General features: G+C 64.5%; 21 protein-coding genes. 8 read left to right on the top strand and 13 right to left on the bottom strand.

Going from position 1 to position 21,519, the window contains the following annotated elements; all coding sequences use genetic code 11:
- The 6 genes from AC0L3O_RS09330 to AC0L3O_RS09305 all read right to left on the bottom strand — a co-directional run bounded on the left by AC0L3O_RS09330 (position 1) and on the right by AC0L3O_RS09305 (position 4,347).
- Positions 1-507, bottom strand: coding sequence for an arsenate reductase ArsC (locus AC0L3O_RS09330; protein ID WP_287322279.1), 507 nt, complete (start codon positions 505-507; stop codon positions 1-3).
- 16 nt (positions 508-523) lie between these two features.
- The gene (locus AC0L3O_RS09325; protein ID WP_287281907.1) at positions 524-856 is read right to left on the bottom strand and encodes an ArsR/SmtB family transcription factor; all 333 of its coding nucleotides are present in this window, start codon (positions 854-856) and stop codon (positions 524-526) included.
- A 278-nt stretch (positions 857-1,134) separates the two neighbouring features.
- On the bottom strand, positions 1,135-2,118 hold the full coding sequence (locus AC0L3O_RS09320; protein ID WP_023800508.1) for a TonB family protein: 984 nt from the start codon (positions 2,116-2,118) through the stop codon (positions 1,135-1,137).
- Positions 2,118-2,576 (bottom strand): TonB system transport protein ExbD, encoded by a 459-nt coding sequence (gene exbD / locus AC0L3O_RS09315; protein WP_473615428.1) that lies wholly within the window; start codon positions 2,574-2,576, stop codon positions 2,118-2,120. Before exbD ends, AC0L3O_RS09320 begins: the two co-directional genes overlap by 1 nt.
- Before the next feature lie 15 nt (positions 2,577-2,591).
- The gene (gene exbB / locus AC0L3O_RS09310; protein ID WP_473615427.1) at positions 2,592-3,527 is read right to left on the bottom strand and encodes a tonB-system energizer ExbB; all 936 of its coding nucleotides are present in this window, start codon (positions 3,525-3,527) and stop codon (positions 2,592-2,594) included.
- Positions 3,528-3,555: 28 nt separating this feature from the next.
- Positions 3,556-4,347 (bottom strand): ATP-binding cassette domain-containing protein, encoded by a 792-nt coding sequence (locus tag AC0L3O_RS09305; protein WP_128173647.1) that lies wholly within the window; start codon positions 4,345-4,347, stop codon positions 3,556-3,558.
- 230 nt (positions 4,348-4,577) lie between these two features.
- On the opposite strand from AC0L3O_RS09305, the gene AC0L3O_RS09300 reads away from it, so the two are divergent.
- From AC0L3O_RS09300 to fhuB, 3 genes are read left to right on the top strand one after another with little or no spacing between them, the layout of a single operon-like run.
- Positions 4,578-6,752 (top strand): TonB-dependent siderophore receptor, encoded by a 2,175-nt coding sequence (locus AC0L3O_RS09300; protein WP_473615425.1) that lies wholly within the window; start codon positions 4,578-4,580, stop codon positions 6,750-6,752.
- A 7-nt stretch (positions 6,753-6,759) separates the two neighbouring features.
- Positions 6,760-7,641 carry an ABC transporter substrate-binding protein gene (locus tag AC0L3O_RS09295; RefSeq protein WP_473615424.1) on the top strand — a complete coding sequence of 294 codons (882 nt, stop codon included), beginning with the start codon at positions 6,760-6,762 and terminating at the stop codon, positions 7,639-7,641.
- Positions 7,638-9,680 carry a Fe(3+)-hydroxamate ABC transporter permease FhuB gene (fhuB, locus tag AC0L3O_RS09290; protein WP_473615422.1) on the top strand — a complete coding sequence of 681 codons (2,043 nt, stop codon included), beginning with the start codon at positions 7,638-7,640 and terminating at the stop codon, positions 9,678-9,680. Before AC0L3O_RS09295 ends, fhuB begins: the two co-directional genes overlap by 4 nt.
- Before the next feature lie 7 nt (positions 9,681-9,687).
- Here fhuB and AC0L3O_RS09285 read toward each other — a convergent pair whose 3' ends face one another.
- The 3 genes from AC0L3O_RS09285 to AC0L3O_RS09275 all read right to left on the bottom strand — a co-directional run bounded on the left by AC0L3O_RS09285 (position 9,688) and on the right by AC0L3O_RS09275 (position 11,507).
- The gene (locus tag AC0L3O_RS09285; RefSeq protein ID WP_473615539.1) at positions 9,688-10,632 is read right to left on the bottom strand and encodes an LLM class flavin-dependent oxidoreductase; all 945 of its coding nucleotides are present in this window, start codon (positions 10,630-10,632) and stop codon (positions 9,688-9,690) included.
- 131 nt (positions 10,633-10,763) lie between these two features.
- On the bottom strand, positions 10,764-10,913 hold the full coding sequence (locus AC0L3O_RS09280) for a hypothetical protein (protein WP_287343343.1): 150 nt from the start codon (positions 10,911-10,913) through the stop codon (positions 10,764-10,766).
- A 201-nt stretch (positions 10,914-11,114) separates the two neighbouring features.
- Complete coding sequence (locus AC0L3O_RS09275) at positions 11,115-11,507, bottom strand: hypothetical protein (RefSeq protein WP_023800517.1); 393 nt, start codon at positions 11,505-11,507, stop codon at positions 11,115-11,117.
- A gap of 271 nt (positions 11,508-11,778) precedes the next feature.
- On the opposite strand from AC0L3O_RS09275, the gene AC0L3O_RS09270 reads away from it, so the two are divergent.
- Positions 11,779-13,929 carry a DUF294 nucleotidyltransferase-like domain-containing protein gene (locus AC0L3O_RS09270; protein WP_473615421.1) on the top strand — a complete coding sequence of 717 codons (2,151 nt, stop codon included), beginning with the start codon at positions 11,779-11,781 and terminating at the stop codon, positions 13,927-13,929.
- 6 nt (positions 13,930-13,935) lie between these two features.
- Here the strand turns inward: AC0L3O_RS09270 and AC0L3O_RS09265 are convergent, their stop codons facing one another.
- A complete protein-coding gene (locus AC0L3O_RS09265) occupies positions 13,936-14,568 on the bottom strand; it encodes a hypothetical protein (protein WP_128245866.1) in 633 nt (210 codons plus the stop codon).
- Between the two features lie 297 nt (positions 14,569-14,865).
- Here AC0L3O_RS09265 and AC0L3O_RS09260 point away from each other — a divergent pair, with 297 nt between their 5' ends.
- From AC0L3O_RS09260 to AC0L3O_RS09245, 4 genes are all read left to right on the top strand, one after another.
- Positions 14,866-15,120, top strand: coding sequence for a DUF4212 domain-containing protein (locus AC0L3O_RS09260; protein WP_023800520.1), 255 nt, complete (start codon positions 14,866-14,868; stop codon positions 15,118-15,120).
- A gap of 14 nt (positions 15,121-15,134) precedes the next feature.
- On the top strand, positions 15,135-17,000 hold the full coding sequence (locus tag AC0L3O_RS09255) for a sodium:solute symporter family protein (RefSeq protein WP_473536429.1): 1,866 nt from the start codon (positions 15,135-15,137) through the stop codon (positions 16,998-17,000).
- 108 nt (positions 17,001-17,108) lie between these two features.
- On the top strand, positions 17,109-17,417 hold the full coding sequence (locus tag AC0L3O_RS09250) for a YggT family protein (protein ID WP_473536430.1): 309 nt from the start codon (positions 17,109-17,111) through the stop codon (positions 17,415-17,417).
- Positions 17,418-17,421: 4 nt separating this feature from the next.
- Positions 17,422-17,742 (top strand): hypothetical protein, encoded by a 321-nt coding sequence (locus AC0L3O_RS09245; protein WP_473615419.1) that lies wholly within the window; start codon positions 17,422-17,424, stop codon positions 17,740-17,742.
- A gap of 20 nt (positions 17,743-17,762) precedes the next feature.
- Here AC0L3O_RS09245 and AC0L3O_RS09240 read toward each other — a convergent pair whose 3' ends face one another.
- From AC0L3O_RS09240 to AC0L3O_RS09230, 3 genes are read right to left on the bottom strand one after another with little or no spacing between them, the layout of a single operon-like run.
- Positions 17,763-18,707, bottom strand: a complete 945-nt coding sequence (locus tag AC0L3O_RS09240; RefSeq protein ID WP_128245864.1) for an ABC transporter permease — start codon at positions 18,705-18,707, stop codon at positions 17,763-17,765.
- Positions 18,707-19,759 (bottom strand): ABC transporter permease, encoded by a 1,053-nt coding sequence (locus AC0L3O_RS09235; protein WP_128245863.1) that lies wholly within the window; start codon positions 19,757-19,759, stop codon positions 18,707-18,709. Before AC0L3O_RS09235 ends, AC0L3O_RS09240 begins: the two co-directional genes overlap by 1 nt.
- Positions 19,759-21,270, bottom strand: coding sequence for an ABC transporter ATP-binding protein (locus AC0L3O_RS09230; protein ID WP_287343359.1), 1,512 nt, complete (start codon positions 21,268-21,270; stop codon positions 19,759-19,761). The genes AC0L3O_RS09235 and AC0L3O_RS09230 overlap by 1 nt, the downstream gene beginning before the upstream one ends.
- Between the last annotated feature and the right edge of the window lie 249 nt (positions 21,271-21,519).

The raw sequence follows: 21,519 nt of genomic DNA, 5'->3' as shown, positions 1-21,519 counted from the left end.
TCAGCCGGCCTTCGGCAAATCGCGGCCGATTTCATCGAGCCGTTTCTGCAGGGCGAGCTTGTCGATGGTGTTCATCGGCAGGCTGACGAAGATCGAGATCCGGTTGTTGAGCATGCGATAGGCTTCGGCAAAGGCCAGATGCTTTTCGGCGTCGGTGCCGTCCACGACGGCCGGGTCGAGCACCCCCCAATGCGCCGTCATCGGCTGTCCCGGCCAGACCGGGCAGGCTTCATTGGCCGCGTTGTCGCACACCGTGAAAACGAAATTCATCTCCGGGGCGCCAGGAGCCGCGAATTCCTGCCAGTCTTTTGAGCGGGCGAAGGAGGTGTCGTGGTTAAGGGTTTTCAACAGCTGGAGCGCGTAGGGATGGACCTCTCCCTTCGGCCGAGATCCGGCCGAATAGGCCCTGAACTTGCCGGCGCCGACACGGTTGAGGATCGCCTCGGCAAGGATCGACCGTGCCGAATTGCCGGTGCACAGGAAAAGCACGTTGTATGGGTCATTCATGGGGTGGTCCTCCCTTCTAACAGTTGCAAGTCACGGCCTGAATGACCGGCTGGCAGAGTTCTGGCGCGCCGTTGCAGCAATCCTCCATGAGATAGGCGAGCAGATCGCGAAAGCCGGTCATGTCGGCGACGTAACGGACTGTCCGGCCGTCGCGCTCGGCGCGGACCAGGCCGGCATGGTCGAGAACCTTCAGATGCGCCGACATGGTGTTCTGCACTGCACCGAGGCGCGAGGCGATCTCCCCGGCAGGCACACCGTCTGCGCCCGCCCGCACCAGCAGGCGAAACACTTCGAGCCTGGTGTCCTGGCCAAGCGCTGCCAGTGCGAGAAGAGCGGCGTTCTTATCCATATATCCTAAAATCCGGAACTATCGATGTATATGGCCGGTATGTGACAGACAGACGACATAGGCAAGAGGCCGGCCACTTCTGAGCCGCTGCATTCTTCGGCTGATATCACGGAATGGATTCCAGGGTCTGCGCCGCGTCGCTTCGCTCCTTGCTCCGCCCTGGGATGACGAAGTGGAGGATGATTCGGCTAATCCTAGAGGTTGGCGGTTTGCCACTGGACCGAATTGTCGACGTGCGCTGCCGGCCCAGACCTGTCAAAATCACTGTGCCGAGGAACTTAGTTGCGCAGGGCGAACGAGAATGGCGCGGTGCGGGTTATGCGGGAGCCGAGTTCCGGCGGCGGCTCCGGCACCGACGCGCCCTGTAATGCGCTGAGCGCCGCGCTATCGAGGTCTGGATCGCCAGAGGAACGAGCCAGCCGGGCGGACAGGACCCGGCCGGATCCGTCGATCGTGAAGGTCACGCTCGGACTGCCTTCAGCGCGCCGGGCCTTCGCCGCCCTTGGATAGTTTGTGTGCCGTCTTATCCATGCACGCAACCGCGAATTCCACCTGTCCGGACTCACGCCGGATCTCGCAGCCGCTGCTTTGGTCGATTTCGGGGCGGCCGCCCTGGCTGCGGATGTCGCAGCGACACTGGCCGTCGTCCGCGGCGGTGCGGCCTTTTCCTTTTTCGGACGCTTTTTGGCTTCTTTGACAGGCTTCTTCGCCTTGACCTCAGCCGGCTCCTTTACCTCAGTCTTTGCCTGTTTCTTTGGCTTGGCCTCGACGGGTTTGTCGACCGGTTTCGGCTGCGGCAGCGGAACGACCACTTCCGGCGTGACGGCTTCGGCAATTTCGGGCACGACCTCCTCGAGCGGCGGCTGGTCGACCCGTTCGGCCACTGTCGGCGGGGTCGGCTCGACCGTGTCGGCCGGAGCGGCCTCCGATGGCTCGGTGACCGGCTCGGCCTGCTCGACGGGCGGTTCGGGCGGAGGCTCCGTTTCGGTTATCTCGGGCTCCTCGGCCGGGCCCGGCTGATCGGGCGCTATCTCATCCGATATCGGCGCCGGCTCGGCCGGCGTGAGCGCCATTGGCGACAGCTCGATCACCTGCGCCTGCGGCGGCCCGCCATCGGGCTCGGCCGGGCGCCAGCTCTGCATCGCATAGCCGACCGCGGCATGCGCCATCAGGACCAGCGCAGCCGCGCCCGCCCACCAGGCGATCTCGCGCGCGCCGAAACGCCGCTGATCGGCCATCGGCAGGGCGGCCGCCGGCGACATTATTGGCCGGTTCCGACTTGCGGCGCCGCGGCATCGCCGGGCGCTGTCCCGAGGCCAACCAGCGCGATCTTCAGATAGCCGGCGCCGCGCAAAAGGTTCATCACCTCCATCAGCTCGCCGTAGCCGACCGCCTTGTCGGCGCGCAGGAAGATGCGCGTCTGCCTGTCGCCTTTTGTCCTGCCGACCAGCGCGGCGGCGAAGGCTGCGCGCGGCACGCTGTCGTTGCCGATCGCCAGGCTGAGATCGTTCTTCAGCGTCAGGAACAGCGGCGTCTCCGGTCGAGGCGCAGGCGTTGCGGTCGAGCCCGGCAGGTCGACATTGACATCCACGGTCGCCAGCGGCGCCGCGACCATGAAGATGATCAGCAGAACCAGGATCACGTCGATGAACGGCGTGACGTTGATCTCGTGATTTTCCTCGAGATCGCCGTCGATGTTCTCTCGAATTCTAGCCGCCATGGCGTCGCTCCGTGTTCATTCCGCGGCCATCTGCTTTGCCGGCGCGACCGTGCGGAAATCCAGATCCCGGCTGACCAGCCGCTCGACCCCTGCCGACGCATCGGCAAGGATCTGCCTGTAGCCGGCTATCGATCGCGCGAAGACGTTGTAGATGACCACCGCCGGGATCGCCGCGACAAGGCCCATCGCCGTGGCCAGCAAGGCTTCCGCAATGCCCGGGGCAACGACGGCGAGGTTGGTGGTCTGCGCCTGCGAGATGCCGATGAAGGCGTTCATGATGCCCCAGACGGTGCCGAACAGGCCGACGAAGGGCGCGGTCGAGCCGATTGTCGCCAGCACGCCGGTGCCGCGCGACATGCGCCGCGCCGCCGCCGCCTCGATGCGCGACAGGCGCGAGGTGACCCGTTCCTTCAGCCCGTCGCCGGACACATGGTCGAGCGAGCCGGCCGAAAGCGCGGTCTCTTCCTCGGCTGCCCGCACCAGCAGGGCGCCAGGACCGTTATTATGGCCAAGCGCGCGCCCGGCCTGGTTCAACGTCGCGGCATTGCCGATCGCTTGTGCCGCGCGGCGGGCGCGCAGCTTGCCGCCTAGGATCTCCAGCGATTTGGCCAGCCATATCGTCCAGGTGACGAAGGACGCAAAAGCCAACCCGATCATCACCGCTTTCACGACGATGTCGGCCGCCATGAACATGCCCCATGGCGACAGGTCACGCGGCAGGGTCAGGGACGTTGCCGTCGAAGGGCCAGTCTCGGTAGGCGTTGTCTCGATAGGTGTTGTCACGCCGGGCTGCGTCGCCGGTGGCGCGGCGGCGTCTGGCGCAGCCTGCCCAGGCACTGGAGCCGGCGCCTCGATCGCCGGGGCCGCGCCCGGTTGCTCCTGGGCGGCTGCGCCGCCGGCCGACAGGATGGCGGATGCGAGCAACGCCGCGAACAAACCATGTCTGGACAAGGGCTTCTTCCTTATTCTCACAGTGGCCTCATTGCACATAGCCGATGGGCTGGCCGGTGACGGGGTGCGCAAACACGCCCATCTCGACACCGAAAATTCCTTTGAGCACGTCGCCCTGCATGATCTGGTCCGGCGTGCCGCGCGTCAGCAGCCTGCCGTCCTTCAGCGCGATCAATTCGTCGCAGTAGCGCGCCGCCATGTTGGGATCGTGCAGCACGACGACGACGCACAGGTCGCGCTTGCGGCTGAGGTCCCTGACCAGCCCCAGCACCTCGACCTGATGGGCGATGTCGAGCGCCGAGATCGGCTCGTCGAGCAGCATGACGCCGGCATTCTGCGCCACCAGCATGGCCAGCCATGCGCGCTGGCGCTCGCCGCCGGATAATTCGTCGACCAGCCGGTCGGTGAAGTCAGCCATATCGGTCAGGACAAGCGCCTCCTCGACATGGCGCCTGTCCTCATGCCCGAAACGACCGAGCGCGCCATGCCAGGGATAGCGGCCGAGCGTCGCCAGTTCGCGCACCGTCAGGCCGGTCGCCGCCGGCGTCGTCTGCGGCAGATAGGCGAGCGCGCGCGCCAGTTCACGCGCGCCCCACTGCACCAGCGGCCGCTGCGCGAAGGTTATGCCGCCCGAGCTTGCCGGCTGCTGGCGCGCCAGGAGCTTGATCAGCGTCGACTTGCCCGAGCCGTTGTGCCCGATCAGCCCATAGACGCGCGAGCGTTGCAACTCGAGTGTGACGGGACCGAGCAGCGTCCGCTCGCCGACAGCGAACCGCACCGCTTCGACATGGAAGGCAGTCTGGGCATGAATTCCTGCCACCGTCTCGGCCTCACTCCAGCTTTGCGCGCATTTCGAAATCCGGTTTTCGGCAATCCGGTTTGCGGGCGCCGATGTCCGGTTGACTATGAAACATGAGTTTACTAGTCAACAATGAAGATGACTTTTTGAGTCAACAAAATGTCGTGACGCGCCGGATTTGCGTCGAAACACGAAATGTGGAGCGCGCCGAGATGGTCGTTGGTTCAGGTCGCGGAAGAACTCAAAGCGAAGTGACTGCGCGCCGAAACCTGCTGGTCGCGGCGATGTCGCTGCCGGTGCTGCTTGGCGGCGGTCACGCCGTCGCGCAGGAGGCGACCACCACTCTCGACCCGATCAATATTCAGGAACGCGTCGAAAGCGCCTTTGGGACGGTCGACGGCTATGTCGCCACCCAGGGCTCCACCGCTACCAAGACCGAAACACCGCTGATCGAGACGCCGCAGTCGATATCGGTCATCACCAAAGACCAGATGGAAGCGCAGGCGGTGGACAGCCTGAACAGCGCGCTGCGGTATACGCCAGGCGCAACCGGCAATCTCTACGGCACCGACAATCGTGGCCACGGCTTGCAGATACGCGGCATTTCGAACTCCAGCGGCGTCTTCTACAAGGACGGGCTGCAGCTCAAGGAAAGCAATTTCACGCTGTTCACGGCGCTCGATTCCTACGGTGCCGAACGCTACGAAATCCTGCGCGGGCCGGCATCGGTTCTTTACGGCCAGGCAAGTCCTGGCGGCATCATCAACTATGTCAGCAAGCGTCCGACCGAGGAGAACCTCCGCGAGGTTGAGCTCGGCGCCGGAAGCTTCGACCGCTATGAAGGAAAGTTCGACTTCAGCGGGGCTGTCAACGCCGACAAGTCGCTGCTGTTCCGCCTCACCGGCGCCGCCCACACCGGCGATACGCAGACAGACTTCGTCGAGGACGACCGCATCTTCATCGCGCCGGCGCTGACCTGGCAGCCCGATGCCGATACCAGCCTGACCATCCTCGCCAACTATCAGCGCGACCGGTCCGGCTGGGCGATGCAGTATCTGCCGGCATACGGCACGATCAGGCCGGGCAGGGACGGAAAATACCTGCCGAACAGCATGTTCGTCGGCGAACCGGGCTTCGACACCTACGACAACGACCAGGCGTCGATCGGTTACGAGTTGGATCACCGCCTCAACGAGACGTGGCAGGTTCGCCAGCATGCCCGCTACGTCTATCTGAAGCACTATGAGGAAGGCGTCTTCGGCGGCGGGCTTCTGAATGATAAGGGCGATTATTCCCGCTATGCCGATGCCGGCGGCAGCAGGCTCAGCGGCGTGACCATCGACAACCAGGCGCAGGCCGATTTCGACACCGGGCCGCTCGCCCACACGCTGCTTCTCGGCCTCGACTACAAGCGCTACACCTACCGCGACTATGCCGCCAGCAACGATATGACCGACGATGATTTCAACATATTCGACCCGGCCTATGGCTACCCGGTCGGCGAAATGACGCCCTATACCGACACCGACACCACCCAATCGCAGGTCGGCCTCTACGCACAGGACCAGATCAAGCTGGGCAACTGGCGACTGACGCTGGGCGGCCGCCAGGACTGGGCCGACGCGAAAGTCCACGACAATCTGGCCGGCGCTTTCGGTCCCCGCCAGAAGGACGACGCCTTCACCAGCCGCGCCGGTCTGCTTTATCTCGCCGACAATGGCCTTGCCCCTTATGTCAGCTATTCCGAATCGTTCCAGCCGGTGTCCGGCCCCGACAGCAACGGCAATCCGCTCGTGCCCGAAACCGGCAAGCAGTACGAGGTCGGGCTGAAATACCAGCCGGTCGGCTGGAACGCCTTCGTCACCGTTTCGGCGTTCGACCTGGCCCGGCAGAATGTCGTACGCTATGGCGGTGTTGGCGCGCCCAACGACATCTTCCAGACCGGCGAGATCAGGTCGCGCGGCATCGAGCTGGAAGCTGTTGCGAGCCTCGATTCAGGCTTCGATTTCCGGGCGGCCTATACATATCTCGACACCGAGATCACCAAGGCCACCTCGATCACCGTCGATGACGATAGTGGCGAGACAATCAGCGATGAGGGCAACACCCCATTCGGCGTGCCGGAGCATGCGGCCTCGCTGTGGGCGAATTACACCGTCGGCAGCGGCAAATTGGAAGGCTTCGGGCTCGGCGCCGGCATCCGCTATGTCGGCTCGACCTTCGGCGACGACGCCAACACTTTCAAAGTGCCGGCAGTCACGCTTGTCGATGCCGCACTCCACTACGAATGGAGGAACGCCGAGCTGAACCTCAATGTCAGCAATCTGTTCGACAAGCGCTATGTCGCCTCCTGCTACGCGGAAAGCTTCGGCTGCTTTTATGGCGAGGGTCGCCGGATCAACCGCTCGGTGAAGTACACATGGTGACCCGCGCGTGCAGGCCCGGACCCAATTGGCGCCACTGACGCGGCGCCGGTGCCTGGCCGGCCTGGCCGCGACGAGCCTAGGCCTGCGCGGCGGCCCGGCGCATGCCGCTCCGCCGCCGCGCATCGCCTGCCTCGAATGGACCTCGGCCGAGATGGTCATCTCGCTCGGGATCGGCCCGGTGGCGGTCGCCGACTCAAAAGGTTACCGCGACTGGGTCGCGGGACCGGCTCTTCCTGCCGGCTGCCTCGATCTCGGCTCGCGCGGCGAGCCCAATCTCGAACTGCTCCTCGAACTCAAGCCCGACCTTATCACCGGTGCCTATGGCTATGGGCTGGACGAATCTCCGTTCAGGCGGATCGCGCCGCTGCATACGGTGCCCTTCTACGATGGCACCGAAGCGCCTTATCGCCAGGCCGAGAATGAGACGCTGAAACTTGGCTCAAAACTCGGCCGCGAGGCTGAAGCTCAGCGCCTCATCCAGGCGACGGCGGCGGCCATCGCCCAGATCAGGGCACGTTTTTCACAACGGGCAAAACAGCCGCTCGCGGTGATCAGCATGTTCGACGACCGTCACGTCCGTGTCTACGGCAAGGGCAGTCTGTTCCAGGACGTGCTCGACAGGTTGAGCCTCACCAACGCCTGGACGGCGCCGACCGATAGCTGGGGCTTTTCCATGCTGGGCATCGAAGAGCTGGTTGCGATCGGCGAGGCCCGCGTGATTTCCCTCGATCCGATCCCGCCGCATGTGAAGATCAGGATCGACCAGAGCAGCCTCTGGGCGAACCTTCCCTGTGTCAAGGCCGGCAACGTCAGGACAATCCCGCCGGTATGGCCGTTCGGCGGGCTGGCCGCCGCTGCCCGTTTTGCGACGGTTTTGGCCCGGGCATGACCATCATGCAGTCCACGGCCAGCCATCGTGCTCGTTTCAAGGCAGGGATGCTCGTCGCCCTCGTCGGCCTGCCGGCGGTGCTCGCCGCCTATCTCACCGCTGCCGGGCTTTTGCGCCTGTTGCCCGCCGACATGTGGTGGCAGTCGCTCGTGGCGACCGACTTTTCCGATCCGCGGCAGCTGCTTTACCGGCATGCCTTCCTGCCGCGCCTGGCGATCAGCCTGCTGGCCGGCGCGGCGCTCGGCCTGACCGGCGCGCTGCTCCAGCAGCTGCTGCGCAATCCGCTCGCCGAGCCGACGACCATCGGCACCAATGCAGGCGCCACCGTCGCCCTGACGATCGCCACGCTCTACGCGCCGTGGCTGCTGGAGCAAGGTCGCGAATGGATGGCGCTCGCCGGCGGCGCCCTGTCGACGCTGGCGGTTTTGGCTCTGGCCCGGGGCCGGAGTTTCTCGCCGGTCGCGATCATCATTTCCGGCCTGGTGGTCAGCCTCACATGCAGTTCGGCGAGCGCCCTGCTGATGGCGGCAAACCGCGAATATTCCGAGGAGCTCTTCATCTGGCAGAGCGGTTCGCTGATCCAGAACGGCGATGCCGTAGTGCTCGGGTTCGCGCCATGGCTGGCGATGGCCGGCATTGCCGCCTTCCTTCTGCTCCGGCCGCTGCGGCTTCTCGACCTGAGCGACGAGGGAGCCGAAAGCCTCGGAACGAATCCCGCGATGACACGGCTGGCCGGGATGACCGTCGCCGTCGCTCTGAGCAGCATGGTGGTCGCAGCCGTCGGCGTCATCAGCTTCGTGGCGCTTGCGGCGCCGGCGCTGGTCAGGCTCGCCGGCGCACGGACCCTGCGCCAGCGCATGATCTGGGCGCCGCTTGCGGGCGCCATGCTGTTGTGGCTGACCGACCGGCTGGTGCAGGTCCTGCCGTTTACCTCCGAAATCCCGGCAGGCGTGGCGACTGCTTTCCTCGGTGCGCCGCTGCTGTTTCTTCTCCTGCCGAAATTGCGCACCAGCCCGGATCGGGACGGCACCATGCTGGCTTCCGTGCGCAGGCGCAGCGGGTGGCCCTGTCTGCTGCTCGGGCTCGTCGCGATGGCGCTTCTTCTCTGCGCCGCGCTTGTCATCGGGCGAGGCGCGACCGGCTGGCACGTGGCCTCGGCCGCCGAACTTGCCGACCTGCTGCCGCTCAGAGCGCCTCGCATCGTCGTCGCGGTTTGCGCTGGCATGATGCTTGGCGTGGTCGGCACGCTGATGCAGCGGATGACCGGCAATCCGATGGCGGCGCCCGAGGTGCTGGGTATCTCAGGCGGCGCCTCGCTAGGCATACTGCTGCTCTTCGTCGCGACTTCTGATGTCAACCGTCCGGCGATGATCGCGGCCGGTCTCGTCGGGGCGCTGGTCAGCCTGGCGATGGTTTCGCCGACCGCCCGCCGGCAGCCCCTCGCGCCTGATCGGTTGCTGCTTTCCGGGGTCGCCGTGGCGACGATGGCGTCGGCATTCTCGGCGGTGATGCTCGCCAGCGGCGATCCTCGGCTCGATACGCTGATCGGCTGGCTGTCCGGCTCCACCTACCGAGCCACCGCCGCCGATGCCTCAATCGCTGCCGTGACGGCGACTGCTCTGCTCGCCATCGTGCCCCTCACCAGCCGCTGGCTGAAAATCCTGCCGCTTGGAGAAGCCGCCTCGCGCGGGCTCGGGCTTGGCCTGTTTCGCGTGCGGGTCGTCCTCCTGGTGCTTATCTCGGTGCCGACGACAATAGCCACGCTGGTCATCGGGCCGCTGAGCTTCGTCGGATTGATGGCGCCGCACCTGGCCCGCATGCTCGGTCTTCAACGCGCGTTGCCGCAGCTTTTCGCTTCCGCGATGCTTGGCGGGATGATGCTTGTCTCGGCCGACTGGGCCGGCCGGATGCTGATTTTCCCGTGGCAGATTCCGGCGGGTTTGCTTGCTGCCCTGGTTGGCGGGCCTTACTTCATGGTGCTGATGTGGAAAGGTCGGCAATGGCCACGCGCTTCGGGTTGGCGACCACAAAGCGCATAGCACGCGCTCAGCCGGCGCGTGCTTCGCGGATCACGCGACGCGCAAACGCGCCGGGCTGAGGGACATCGGCCTCGCGGCGCGTCAGCGAATTGCGCAGCAGCGCGATCACCTCGCGGCCCGCCGCCGCGATGCCGCCCGGCCTGTCGACACCGACGATCATGAACTCCTCGATTCCCAGGGCAGCATAAGGAAGCAGGGAAAGCGCGACTTGTGTCGGCGGCCCGACAAATTCGACCGCCTTCTGGCAGGAAGCGTTGCCCTCCGAACGGATCCGGACGGGGAGCGCGAAACGCAGCTTGCCGGCCCGACCGTGTTCGGCGGCGGCATTGCGAACCCGCTCTATCAGTTGCCGGATCTCGTCGAGCGAACCCGGCGTCAGCTCGAAGACATCGGCATGCCGCCCGGCGACCCTGAGCGCCGTTCCGGACCGTCCCCCCATGCGGATGCTCACGCCGGCGCTACGCGGCCCCTTGCGCGGCACATAGCCGCCGCTGACGCTGTAGAAGGCGCCTTCATGGTCGAACGGCCTGTCGTTCGACCACAACCGTTTCAGCAGCACCAGATATTCATCGATGCGCTGCCAGACAACCGTATGACCGACCGGGCGTGTTTCGGCATCGTCGTCGTTCAGCGGCTCGCTGAGCATCCTGAGCGACAGCCGACCGCCGCTTTTCGCGTCGAGGGCCGCCAATTGCCGTGCCGCCACCGTCGGGTCGATCACACCAGCCCAATGCGTGAGAACGATCTCGAGCGAAGAAGTGCGGTCCAGCGCCCGGGCGGCAATATCCATATTGGTCAGCAGCCCGGCCGGATCGTCGACGACGATTTTCTGGAAACCGATGTCCTCGATCAGCGACAGCTTTGTCGCTGTTTCCGCGAAATCGTAGAAAAACGGCGCGGTTGGGTCGGCCGGGTGAGTTTTACCGGGAACATGCGTGAACTCGAACGGCATTGCCATCTCCTCCATCACGTTGGGGTCAAGCGCGCGAAAGCGCACCGGGACTCGGTTCATTCAACTCCGATATCGCGAAACGGCAGACAGCTATCCCTTTAGTCAGGCCCGATGACGCGCGGGCTCCATAGTCAGGGAACAAAACCCAGAACGACCGCCCCGGTGAATACGAACGCAAGGGCAAAGACGAGATAGGCAAAGGCGCCCGCATAGGCCGGCCGCCAAGTCTGCTCGGAACCGAGCCTTTGGCGGGCAGTGTGGGCGTTCTGGAAATAGGACATATCGACCTCCGTCTCGGCAGTTAATCTATTAAATCAGTAGACTTTGTCGAGTGCTATTTTCCAGCGATCCTTAGAATGTTTTTCTCCAACCTGAGGACAATTTGGTTTGTTTGCTGCTTAGCGCGGCACTTTCCGAGGCCGATCGGCCCGATGGCAAAACGCCCGGTCGTGCGGGCGGGCAGGGATGGGCGGAGCGGCCGCCTAGTTGGCGGGCGGCCTGTAAGCTTCCAGGCCGAACAGCATCAGCACGAGCGACACAAGGAAGAACCCGACCGCGACGCCGAGCGCGATCCGGGCGTAGAGTCTATAAACGTCGCCCATGATGGTGCCGAACACCCGTCGTGCCGAGGCATCGGCTGGGCGCGATTTCTCATCGAGGTAGAGCCAGACTTCGGTGTGCTTGGGATTTTTGAAGGCTGCGGTCGTGGCTTTCCACATCAGCGCCAGAACCATGGTCAGCGTGAGGAACGCGCCGGAGCGAAATGCAGACACCGGGTTGAAGGAGAATCCGACCATGACACAGCCAATGGCAAGCGAGCCGAACATGACGGCGCGCCCGATGCACCCCACAGCAACCCGCCTGATCTCATCCATCGGCGCCCTCGGCAGCAAGCTCGCCGACAATGTGCGAGCGCTGCGACCGTATCAAATCACTTTAAGGCGAATGTGCCGCCTGGACGTGCAGGCGCGCAACTCCCCGGCGCAACATTGCGAACGCCATAGCCTGACTTCGGCCATCGACGCGGCCCGCCGGCGCGCTCTATGTTGCATGGCAAAGCAGAATCGAACCTTTCCGGCATCGACAGGCGCTGTCTAGGACAGGCGTTGTCTGGGCAAGACATCCGGCAGAGGAAGGCTATCGGCTATGCCGAAGGAGACGGAATTGAAGCCGGCGAGCGGCGCGACACCGCTGATAGCAATTGCGGCTGCCGCCGTCGACACCGAAACAACCGGGCCCGACGCCACCAAGGCGCGCGTGGTCCAGATTGGCGCGATCGGCATCGCGCATGGCAAGGTCGTACGGCAAGCTCAGCTCGATCTGCTCATCGATCCCGGTGAAGCAATCCCGTCCGAGGCTTCGCTCGTCCACGGCATCACCGATGCCGATGTTGACGGAGCCGGCAGCTTCCCGGATGCATGGGCACAATTCCAGGAGTTCGTCGGCGACCGCATCCTCGTTGGCCATTCGATCGGCTTCGACCTGGCCGTATTGGAGCGCGAATGCCGACGCGCCCGCTTGCCCTGGAAAAAGCCTCGGGCGCTGTGCGTCCGGCTTCTTGCGACCATAGCAAATCCCAATCTGGCAGACCATTCGCTGGAAACGATCGCCGGGTGGCTTCGCCTGGAGATAACCGGCCGGCATTCGGCTCTGGGCGATGCGATTGCGGCCGGAGACATCTTTGCCGCGCTGATTCCGGAGTTGCGCAAGCGCAACATCCGAACACTTGGAGAGGCCGAGGTTGCCTGCCTTGCCCTTTCGGACGCTCTCGAAGCCGGCCATCGCGCCGGCTGGGCCGAACCGGTGTCGCGACCCCAGGCTCCCGCGTTTCAGCCGGTTGATCCCTATGCCTATCGCCATCGCGTCGGCAGCCTGATGAGCAGCCCGCCAGTGGTGGTGAAGTCGACCAAGCCGACAAGGCAGGTCATCGACCTCATGGTCAAGCGCAAGATCAGCTCTGTCCTCGTGTCCGAGCGTGGAACGCCGGATCAAGCGATCGAGGATTATGGCATCGTTACCGAGCGTGACCTGCTGCGCCGCATATCGTCCGACGCCGAGCGGGCTTTTGACATGCCGGTCGGAAACATCGCAGCGCGACCGCTGATAAGCATCCGCGCCGCCGCCTTCGCTTATCGGGCGATCGGCCGCATGGATCGGCTGAAAGTCCGCCACCTCGCCGTCCGCGACGAAGGCGGCATGCTGGTCGGCGTGCTTTCGGCGCGCGACCTGCTGAGGCTTCGCGCCGCCGCTGCCATCGATCTCGACGACACGATCGAACATGCCAGGGACGCCGCCGAACTGGCGGCCAGCTGGTCGATGCTGCCGGGCGTGGTACGATCGCTCATCGGCGAAGCGATCGACCCGCGCGTGGTGGCGGAAATCATCAGCGACGAACTTTGCTCGCTTACCCGCCGCGCCGCCGTGCTTGCCGAACAGCAGATGCAGATCGAAGGTCACGGCCCGCCGCCCTGCGCCTATGCCGTGCTCGTGCTCGGCTCAGGCGGCCGTGGCGAAAGCCTGATGGCCCCCGACCAGGACAACGCAATCGTCTTCGCAGATGGCGAGCCGGATGGGCCCGAAGACCGCTGGTTCAAGAAACTCGGCGCCAGGCTCGCCGACATGCTCGACGTCTCAGGCGTGCCGTATTGCAAAGGCGGGGTAATGGCCTCGAATGCCGCATTCCGCGGTAGCCTCTCCACCTGGAAGCGGCGCGTCGAGGATTGGGTTCGCCGCCTGCGGCCTCAGGACCTGCTCAACGTCGATATCGTCTACGACCTGCGGCCGGTGCATGGCGACACCACGCTGGCCGCGCAGTTCATCGAATATGCCTATGACCGTGCCCACGCCGAGCCGGTGTTCGCGAAACTGCTCGGCGAGCAGATGACGACCGGCAGTCCCTTCACTGTCTTTGGCGGCTTTCAGCTTGAAAATGGCCGGCTGGACATCAAGAAGCATGGCCTTTTTCCAATCGTCGCGACCGCACGCACGCTTGCAATTCGCCACGGCATCCGCGAGCGGAGCACGCGTGCCCGGCTCGAGCAACTGATCGCCCTGGATATTGGCGGCGAGCCCGACATGAAGGCGATGCTGGCCGGTCACGCCATGCTGGTCGGCTTGCTGCTCGCTCAGCAGACGCGTGACATCTACGCCGGTATACCGGTATCCAACCGCGTCGAGATCAATGCGCTGGCGCGCGATCAGCAGGCACAGCTCAAGAGCCTCATTAAGCGCCTTCAGTCGGCACCCGACCTGGTGCGGGACCTGATGTTCGCATCGCCGGCGACGCTCGGACAGTAAACAAACTCAGCTGCGCGCGGCGCCAAGCAGTTGGTCGACGAGGGCGCTGCGGTCGGCCTGCACCAGGAAATCCTCATGCGCGCGCAGCAGATTCATTCTCAGGAAGTTGAAGATATAGTCGTAATCGTTGGTCAGCAGATTGGGGTGGATCGGGACCATCTCGAAAACCGTTCGTGCCAGCGGCTCGGGGATCTCGCGCACCGGCCGCGGCGGACCGATCTGGGTGGCGGCGAGGCGCTGACGGGTGAGTTCGGTGGCGTCTTCCCAGAAAGTGGCGGGTGAGCCCTCTGGAACGGCATATTTGGAGAAGCTTGCCAAGGCGACTTGTTCCAGCGCCGCCGGCAGGCCTCGCTGGCGCAAGCCGGCAGGTTCGCGCAGCGCACCCTCCACCATTTCCGCCATCATGGCGTAACACGCAGGGTAGGCGCGCCAGCGCGAATGGCTGAGCGCCGCCTGGAATTCCTTCTCGCTGAACAGCTTCTGCCAGTATACCCCTGCCCTGACGCGGCAGAACTCGACGATGCTTTTCTGCGCCAGGAAGGCGGCGCGCGAATCCATGAAGTCAGCCAGTTCGCCGACGCTGCCGATCGGCTGCGGCTTGCGCAGGAACGCGGGCAACAGGTCGTTCAGCAGGCCCATGGCGCTCTCCCTTCGGTTCCAACCGATGTTGACCGTTTAGCCTCCGCGAGGCCGCACCGCCAGCCCTCTTGCCAATTCAAGTCCTCTCACCGATTCTCCAGTCCTTTCACCGATTCTAAAGTCGTATGAACAGCCGCGACAAAAAGTGATACTCCTCCAAAGTTACGGTCGGCTGATTCTATGCTTGGCCGCGACATATGCCGGAGGGCTTCCGCGTCAGCGGAAGAGGCAAGCTTTAAACGGCGCCTTGCGGTCGAGACGGTTCGCAAGCTGCCAACCTAGGGAGGGTTCAACGCTATGGCGACGCCAGACCGCATAAGTTATTGGAACAAGACCAAGAGCCTCATGTTCGTCATGCTCGGCCTATGGGTGTTCTTCGGTTACGTCATCCACATGTTCGTGGAGCAACTCAACACCATCGTCATCTTTGGCTTTCCGCTCGGCTTCTACATGGCCGCTCAGGGTTCGCTCATCGCCTTCGTCGTCATGCTGTTCTGGTTCGCACGGCGCCAGAACGCGATCGACGAAGAGCATGGCGTCCATGAAGATTGATCGGGGGAACTTCAATGGCTAACACGACATCCACCACCGCAGGCGGAGGCGACTTCACCTCCAATCTCGGCCGCATCTACGGCATCTACACCGGCGGCTTCATAGCCTTCATCATCCTGATGGCTGTCTTGAGCGCCATGGGCGTCGAGAATGTTGTCATCGGCTACCTGTTCATGGGCTTCACCATCGTCATCTACGCCGTGATCGGCGTCCTGAGCCGCACCATGCACGTTGGTGAATATTACGTCGCCGGGCGTCGCGTACCGGCGCTCTACAACGGCATGGCGACCGGCGCCGACTGGATGTCGGCGGCCTCCTTCATCGGCATGGCTGGCTCGCTCTATCTGCTCGGCTATGATGGTCTCGGCTTCGTGCTCGGCTGGACCGGCGGCTACGTGCTCGTGGCCATCCTCGTTGCGCCCTATCTGCGCAAGTTCGGCGCTTACACCGTTCCCGACTTCCTGTCGGCGCGCTACGGCGGCAATCTTGCCCGCTTCATCGGCGTAATCGTTCTGTTCTCCTGTTCATTTACCTATGTGGTCGCGCAGATTTTCGGCACCGGGCTGATCTCGGCCCGCTTCCTTGGCATCGACTTCAACGTCGCGGTCTATGTCGGACTGGCTGGCATCCTGGTGTGCTCCATGTTGGGCGGCATGCGCGCCGTCACCTGGACGCAGGTCGCCCAGTACATCGTGCTGATCATCGCCTATCTCATCCCTGTCATCTGGATGTCGACGGTGAAAACCGGCGTGCCGATCCCACAATTGATGCAAGGCCAGGCGCTGGCGAACATCACCGCGCTTGAGACGGCGCAGGGCATCACCGTGCATCACATCACCCCATTCGTGCATGGCGGCTACGATGCCAAGAACTACTTCCTGCTCATCCTTTGCCTGATGGTCGGAACGGCGTCATTGCCGCATGTCCTGATGCGCTACTTCACCACCCCGTCGGTGCGTGAAGCGCGTGTTTCGGTCGCCTGGTCGCTGCTGTTCATCTTCATCCTCTACTTCACTGCGCCCGCCTATGCGGCGTTCGCCAAGTGGACGATGCTCGACCTGGTGGCGTCGGGCCTGACGCCTGAAAACATCGCCGAGAAAGCCGGATGGATGATGCGCTGGGCCGCTGCCGACAATACGCTCGTGCAGATCTGCGGCAAGGCGGCGACCGACACCGCGGCGATCGTCGCGGCCTGCGCCGAAAAGGGGGTGACGGCACTTTCGTTTGCCGACATCAACCTCAACGCCGACATGATCGTGCTGGCGACGCCGGAAATGGCCGGCATGCCTTACGTCATCTCGGGCCTCGTCGCCGCCGGCGGTCTTGCCGCCGCGCTGTCGACGGCGGACGGCCTGCTGCTGGCCATCGCCAACGCGCTCAGCCACGACATCTACTACAAGATGATCGACCAGAATGCGCCGACGTCGCGGCGCCTGATCGTGTCCCGCATCCTGCTGGTTATGGTCGCCGTGCTGGCCGCCTACGTCGCATCGACCAAGCCGTCGGACATCCTGTCGATGGTGTCGTGGGCCTTCTCTCTTGCCGCCGGCGGGCTGTTCCCGGCGCTGGTGCTCGGCGTCTGGTGGAAGCGCGCCAACTCGGCCGGTGCGGTCGCCGGCATGATCGCGGGCTTCGGCATCACCATCTTCTACCTTGTCATGACCCAGTACGGCGCCGACTTCGACAAGGCGACGCCGAATATGGAACTGTGGTGGGGCGTGAAGAACATTTCGTCGGCGGCCTTCGGACTGCCGGTTGGCTTCGCCGTGATGATCATTATCAGCCTTCTCACCAGGGCGCCGTCCCGGGATATGCAGGATTTCATCGAAGAAATCCGTGTGCCGCGCGGCAAGCAGATGATGGAAGAAAAGACTGCCTGATCGCGCATAGCGATCGGCGCTCAAGGCGGGGTCCGGTGACGGACCCCGCTTTCATTTTGGAGGCGTCGCTGGCATAACGCGGCGCCGCCGCTGCTTGGAAACTCCCACATGAACGATTTCTGGTCCTATTGGTATTTCCACATCCCGAATTTCATCCTTGCCGCGGTGATGTACACTCTGATGGGGCGTCTCCTGCTCCGCCTCTTCGTGCCCGAAAGCTGGGACAACTACATCTGGCGCTTCTTCAAGAGTGTCACGGACCCGTTCCTGCGGGCCGTGCGGAGCATTACGCCGTCGATCCTGACCCAGCCGGTGGTGATCGTCTTCAGCGTGCTCTGGCTTATGGCCTTGCGCGTGTTCTACCTCGTCTTTCTGATCAATTTCGGCATTGCGCCGATGGCTTCGCAGGGGGGTTGAGGCAATGGACAGAAACGGTCTTGTCCCGATCATGGCGGTCGCCATCGTCAACGGCATCTTTTCGCCGTGGGTGCTGATGGTGTTCCTGTTCTATCCGATCTGGTATCCGGGCTGGGCGCCTCCCCTGAGCCAGATCGTCTACATGGCAAGTGCGCTGATCCTGTCGACGATGACCATCATGCTCGCCGGCGTGCCGGCCGCTCTCTACGAGCGCTGGTCGGCGCGCCCCAGGAGCATCGTCGTCGCGTCGATCTGGCTTGCGGGCACGGTTTTGCTGACGCTGCCGGCGCTGCCGAATGTGATGCGGGCGCTAAGCGGTGGCTGAGAATTCCCTTCCCCGCCCTGTCAGCGTTCTTCGCGGCGGAACGGCTTGAGGAGCGCCGAAGGCGCGACGGCGTTGCGTGACATCACCGCCATGGCGACGATGGTGAAGATGAAGGGCAGCATCAGGAACGCCTCATAGGGGATATGGCCGAGCCCGCTCGCCTGCATGCGCAGTTGCAGGGCATCGACGAAGGCGAACAGCAGTGCCGCCCCCGCCGAACGCCAGGGATCCCAGCGGCCGAAGACGACGAGCGCGATCGCCACCCAGCCACGCCCGGAGACGAGGCCGAAGGTGAAGGCGTTGAACTGCACCATCGACAGGAAAGCCCCGGCCAGCCCCATCAGGGCACCGCCAAGGATCACCGCCTGGAAGCGAGCGGCGATGACGCCGACGCCGGCCGAATCGGCGGCGCGCGGATTTTCGCCGACCATGCGCACCGACAGGCCCCACGGAGTCCGATAGAGCACGAAAGCGGCAAGGGGAACGGCTGCCATCGCCATGTAGACCAGCGAAAACTGGTTGAACACGGCTGGTCCGAGCACCGGGATGTCGGAGAGAACAGGGATCGGCAGCGTTTCGAAACTCTTGATGCTGGGCGGCACCGATTGCTGGCCGAAGATCAGCCGGTAAAGGAAATAGGCGAGGCCCGACGAGAACAGCGTCACGCCGATGCCGCAGACATGCTGGCTGAGGCCGAGAGCCACCGTGAACAGCGCATGCACGGCACCCATCAGCGCACCGGTCAGCACCGCCGCAAGCACGCCGAGCCACAGGCTGCCGCTGAGGCTGGTCGCGGTGAAGCCGGTCATCGCCGACAACAGCATGATGCCTTCGATGCCGAGATTGAGCACGCCGGCCCGCTCCGAAAACATCTCGCCCAGCGTCGCGAAAGCCAAAGGCGTGGCGATGCGGATGATCGCGGCGAGGAAGCCGACCTGAAAAATCTGTTCGAGCACGACGCTCATCATGCGGCTCCGACGCGGCGGATGCGATAGGCCGTGAACAGCAGCGCCACCAGCATGGCGAGCAGCGCGGTGCCCTGGATGACGTCGCTGAGGAAGGCCGGAACGCCGGTGGCCCGCGACATCGCCTCGGCGCCGGTCATGACGGCGGCGAGGAACAGCGCCGCCGGCATCACGCCAAGCGGGTTGAGCCTCGCCAGCATGGCGACGACGATGCCGGAATAGCCATAGCCCGGCGAGATGTCGCTCATCACCTGGAAATGCACGCCGCCGACTTCGCTGACGCCGGCAAGGCCGGCGAGCGCCCCGGACAGCAGCGCCGTCGAGATCAGCACCCGCTCGACATGGATGCCGCCATAGCGCGCGGCCTCGGGATTTTCGCCGATCACCCTGATCCTGAAGCCGAGCGTCGTGCGCGCAATCAGGAACCAGATGACCGGTGCGGCCACGAAAGCCGCCACGACGCCGAGATGCAGCCGCGTGCCTTCGAGCAGCACCGGGAAATTCGCTGAATCCTCGATCGGCGGCGAGATCGGGTACCCGCTGAAACTGTCTTTCCAAGGGCCTTCGATCAGCGCCATCAACGCGTAGAAGATGACCGAGTTGAGCAGCAGTGAACTAACGACATCATCGACTTTGAATTTCACCCGCAGCGTTGCCGGGATCAGGGCGACCGCAGCACCGGCGGCGGCGCCGGCGAGCGCCATCAGCAGCATGGCAAGCGGCCCCGGCATCGGAATGGCGCCGACCGCACAGCTCGCCACCGCACCGGCAAGCAACTGCCCCTCGGCGCCGATATTCCAGAATTTGGCGCGGAAGGCGACCGCCACGGCAAGCCCGGTGAAGATCATCGGTGTTGCACGCACGAGCGTTTCGGTGATCGCGTAGCTGTCGCCCAGCGACGCCGAGAACATCACGCCATAGGCCTCGATCACCCCGGCACCGGCCAGCGCAATGAGGCCGCTGCACAGCACCAATGTCGCGCCGATGGCCAGCAACGGCAGAGCCAGGTTGAACCAGGCGGGCGTTGAGGTGCGGGCTTCGAGGCGGAACATCAACTATGGCCCTCCGCTCCGGTCATCATCAGTCCGAGCCGCGCGATCGTGGCGTCGGCGCTGTCCAACGTGCCGGCAATGCGCCCCTCATACATCACCGCGATGCGGTCGCAGAGCATCAGCAGCTCTTCGAGGTCTTCGCCGATGACGACGATGCCGCAGCCCCTGGCACGCATGTCGAGGAACTTTTCGTGGATGAAGCGCGCCGCACCAATGTCGAGGCCGCGCGTCGGCTGCGACACGATCAGCACCTTGGGGTCGAAGGCGAGCTCACGCGCCAGCAGCGCCTTTTGCAGATTGCCGCCGGACAGCGCTCCGGCCCGCGTCATCGGCCCGGGGCAGCGTATGTCATAGGCCTTGATCTGTTCTTCGGCGAAGGCGCGGATCGCATCGGGCCTGAGGAGACCGTTGCGGCTGAACGCCCCGGTGCCGATGCGCGGCAGCACCATCGAATCGGCAAGCGGCAGGTTGGTGACCAGTCCCGTCGTCATCCGGTCTTCCGGGATGCGCCCGAGACCGAGCGCCTGCACCTCGCGCGGCGAGAACCGCGAGACAGCTTTGCCGGCTATCGTCATCCGGCCGGCATCGGGCGCGCGAACGCCGGAGATCACCTCGGCAAGCGCCCGCTGGCCGTTGCCCGAGACACCGGCAATGCCGAGGATCTCGCCGGCGCGGACAAAGAGCGAGACATCGGCGAGCGCCATGCCTGAACGACGCGATGTCGAGATGCCATCCAGGGTCAGCACCGCAGCACCCGGCGTCGACGGTCCCCTGGCCGGCGGTACGATCTCGTGGCCGCACATCAGCCGCGCCATGTCCTGGGATGTCGTGCTGGCAGGTGCGTCGACGCGCCCGGTCACGCGGCCATGCCGCAGCACCACGCAGCGATGGGTCAGCGCCCTGACCTCGTTGAGCTTGTGCGAGATGAAGATGATGCCGAGGCCCTGGGCCACCATCGATCGCAGCGCCGAAAACAGTCCATCGATCTCGGTTGGCGCCAGCACCGCCGTCGGCTCGTCGAGGATCAGCAGCCTTGCGCCGCGAAACAGCGCCTTGACGATTTCGAGCCGCTGCTGCTCGCCGATCGACAGCGCCGAGACGGGAAGGTCCGGATCGAGCGTGAGGCCATGCTGGCGGCCGATCTCCGCCAGTCGCGCCAGCCCGCCGGCGCGGTCGATCCGGCCCGATTTGCCGGGAATGCCTATCAGCAGGTTTTCCAGCACCGAAAGCCGCGGCGCCAGATGAAAATGCTGGTGCACCATGCCGATGCCGGCGGCGAGCGCATCGGCCGAGTTGTTGATCGTCACCGGCCGGCCCTGAACCAGGATCTCGCCGGCGTCGGGGGCATAGGCGCCGAACAGCACGTTCATCAGCGTCGTCTTGCCGGCGCCGTTTTCACCCAGCAGCCCGAGAATTTCGCCGGGTGCGACGCTAAGATCGACGGCCTCGTTCGCCATGACGGCGCCGAAGCTCTTGGAGATGCCGCGCATTTCGATGAGAGGGGCGGGCAAAGGCGAGGGTGCTCCTGGTGGGAGATGGCGCTGATATCCCTCCCCCTCGAGGGGAGGGTGGCCCGAAGGGCCGGGTGGGGTCCGCTGTGACGCGCTCCATCCTTATCGGTCTAAAGCTCGAGGCAGCTGAGGTGGGGGGGCCCCCCCCCCCCCCCCGCCGCCCCCCCCCCCCCCCCCCCCCGCGCGGGGCGCCGCGCCACAAACAACACGGCAGGAGGGAAAAAAACAACCAAAAAAAAAAGAAAAAAA

The sequence above is a fragment of the Mesorhizobium sp. WSM4810 genome (assembly GCF_055811235.1).
The sequence above is the reverse complement of the archived record's forward strand: the minus strand, read 5'-3'. Positions and strand labels throughout refer to the sequence as shown.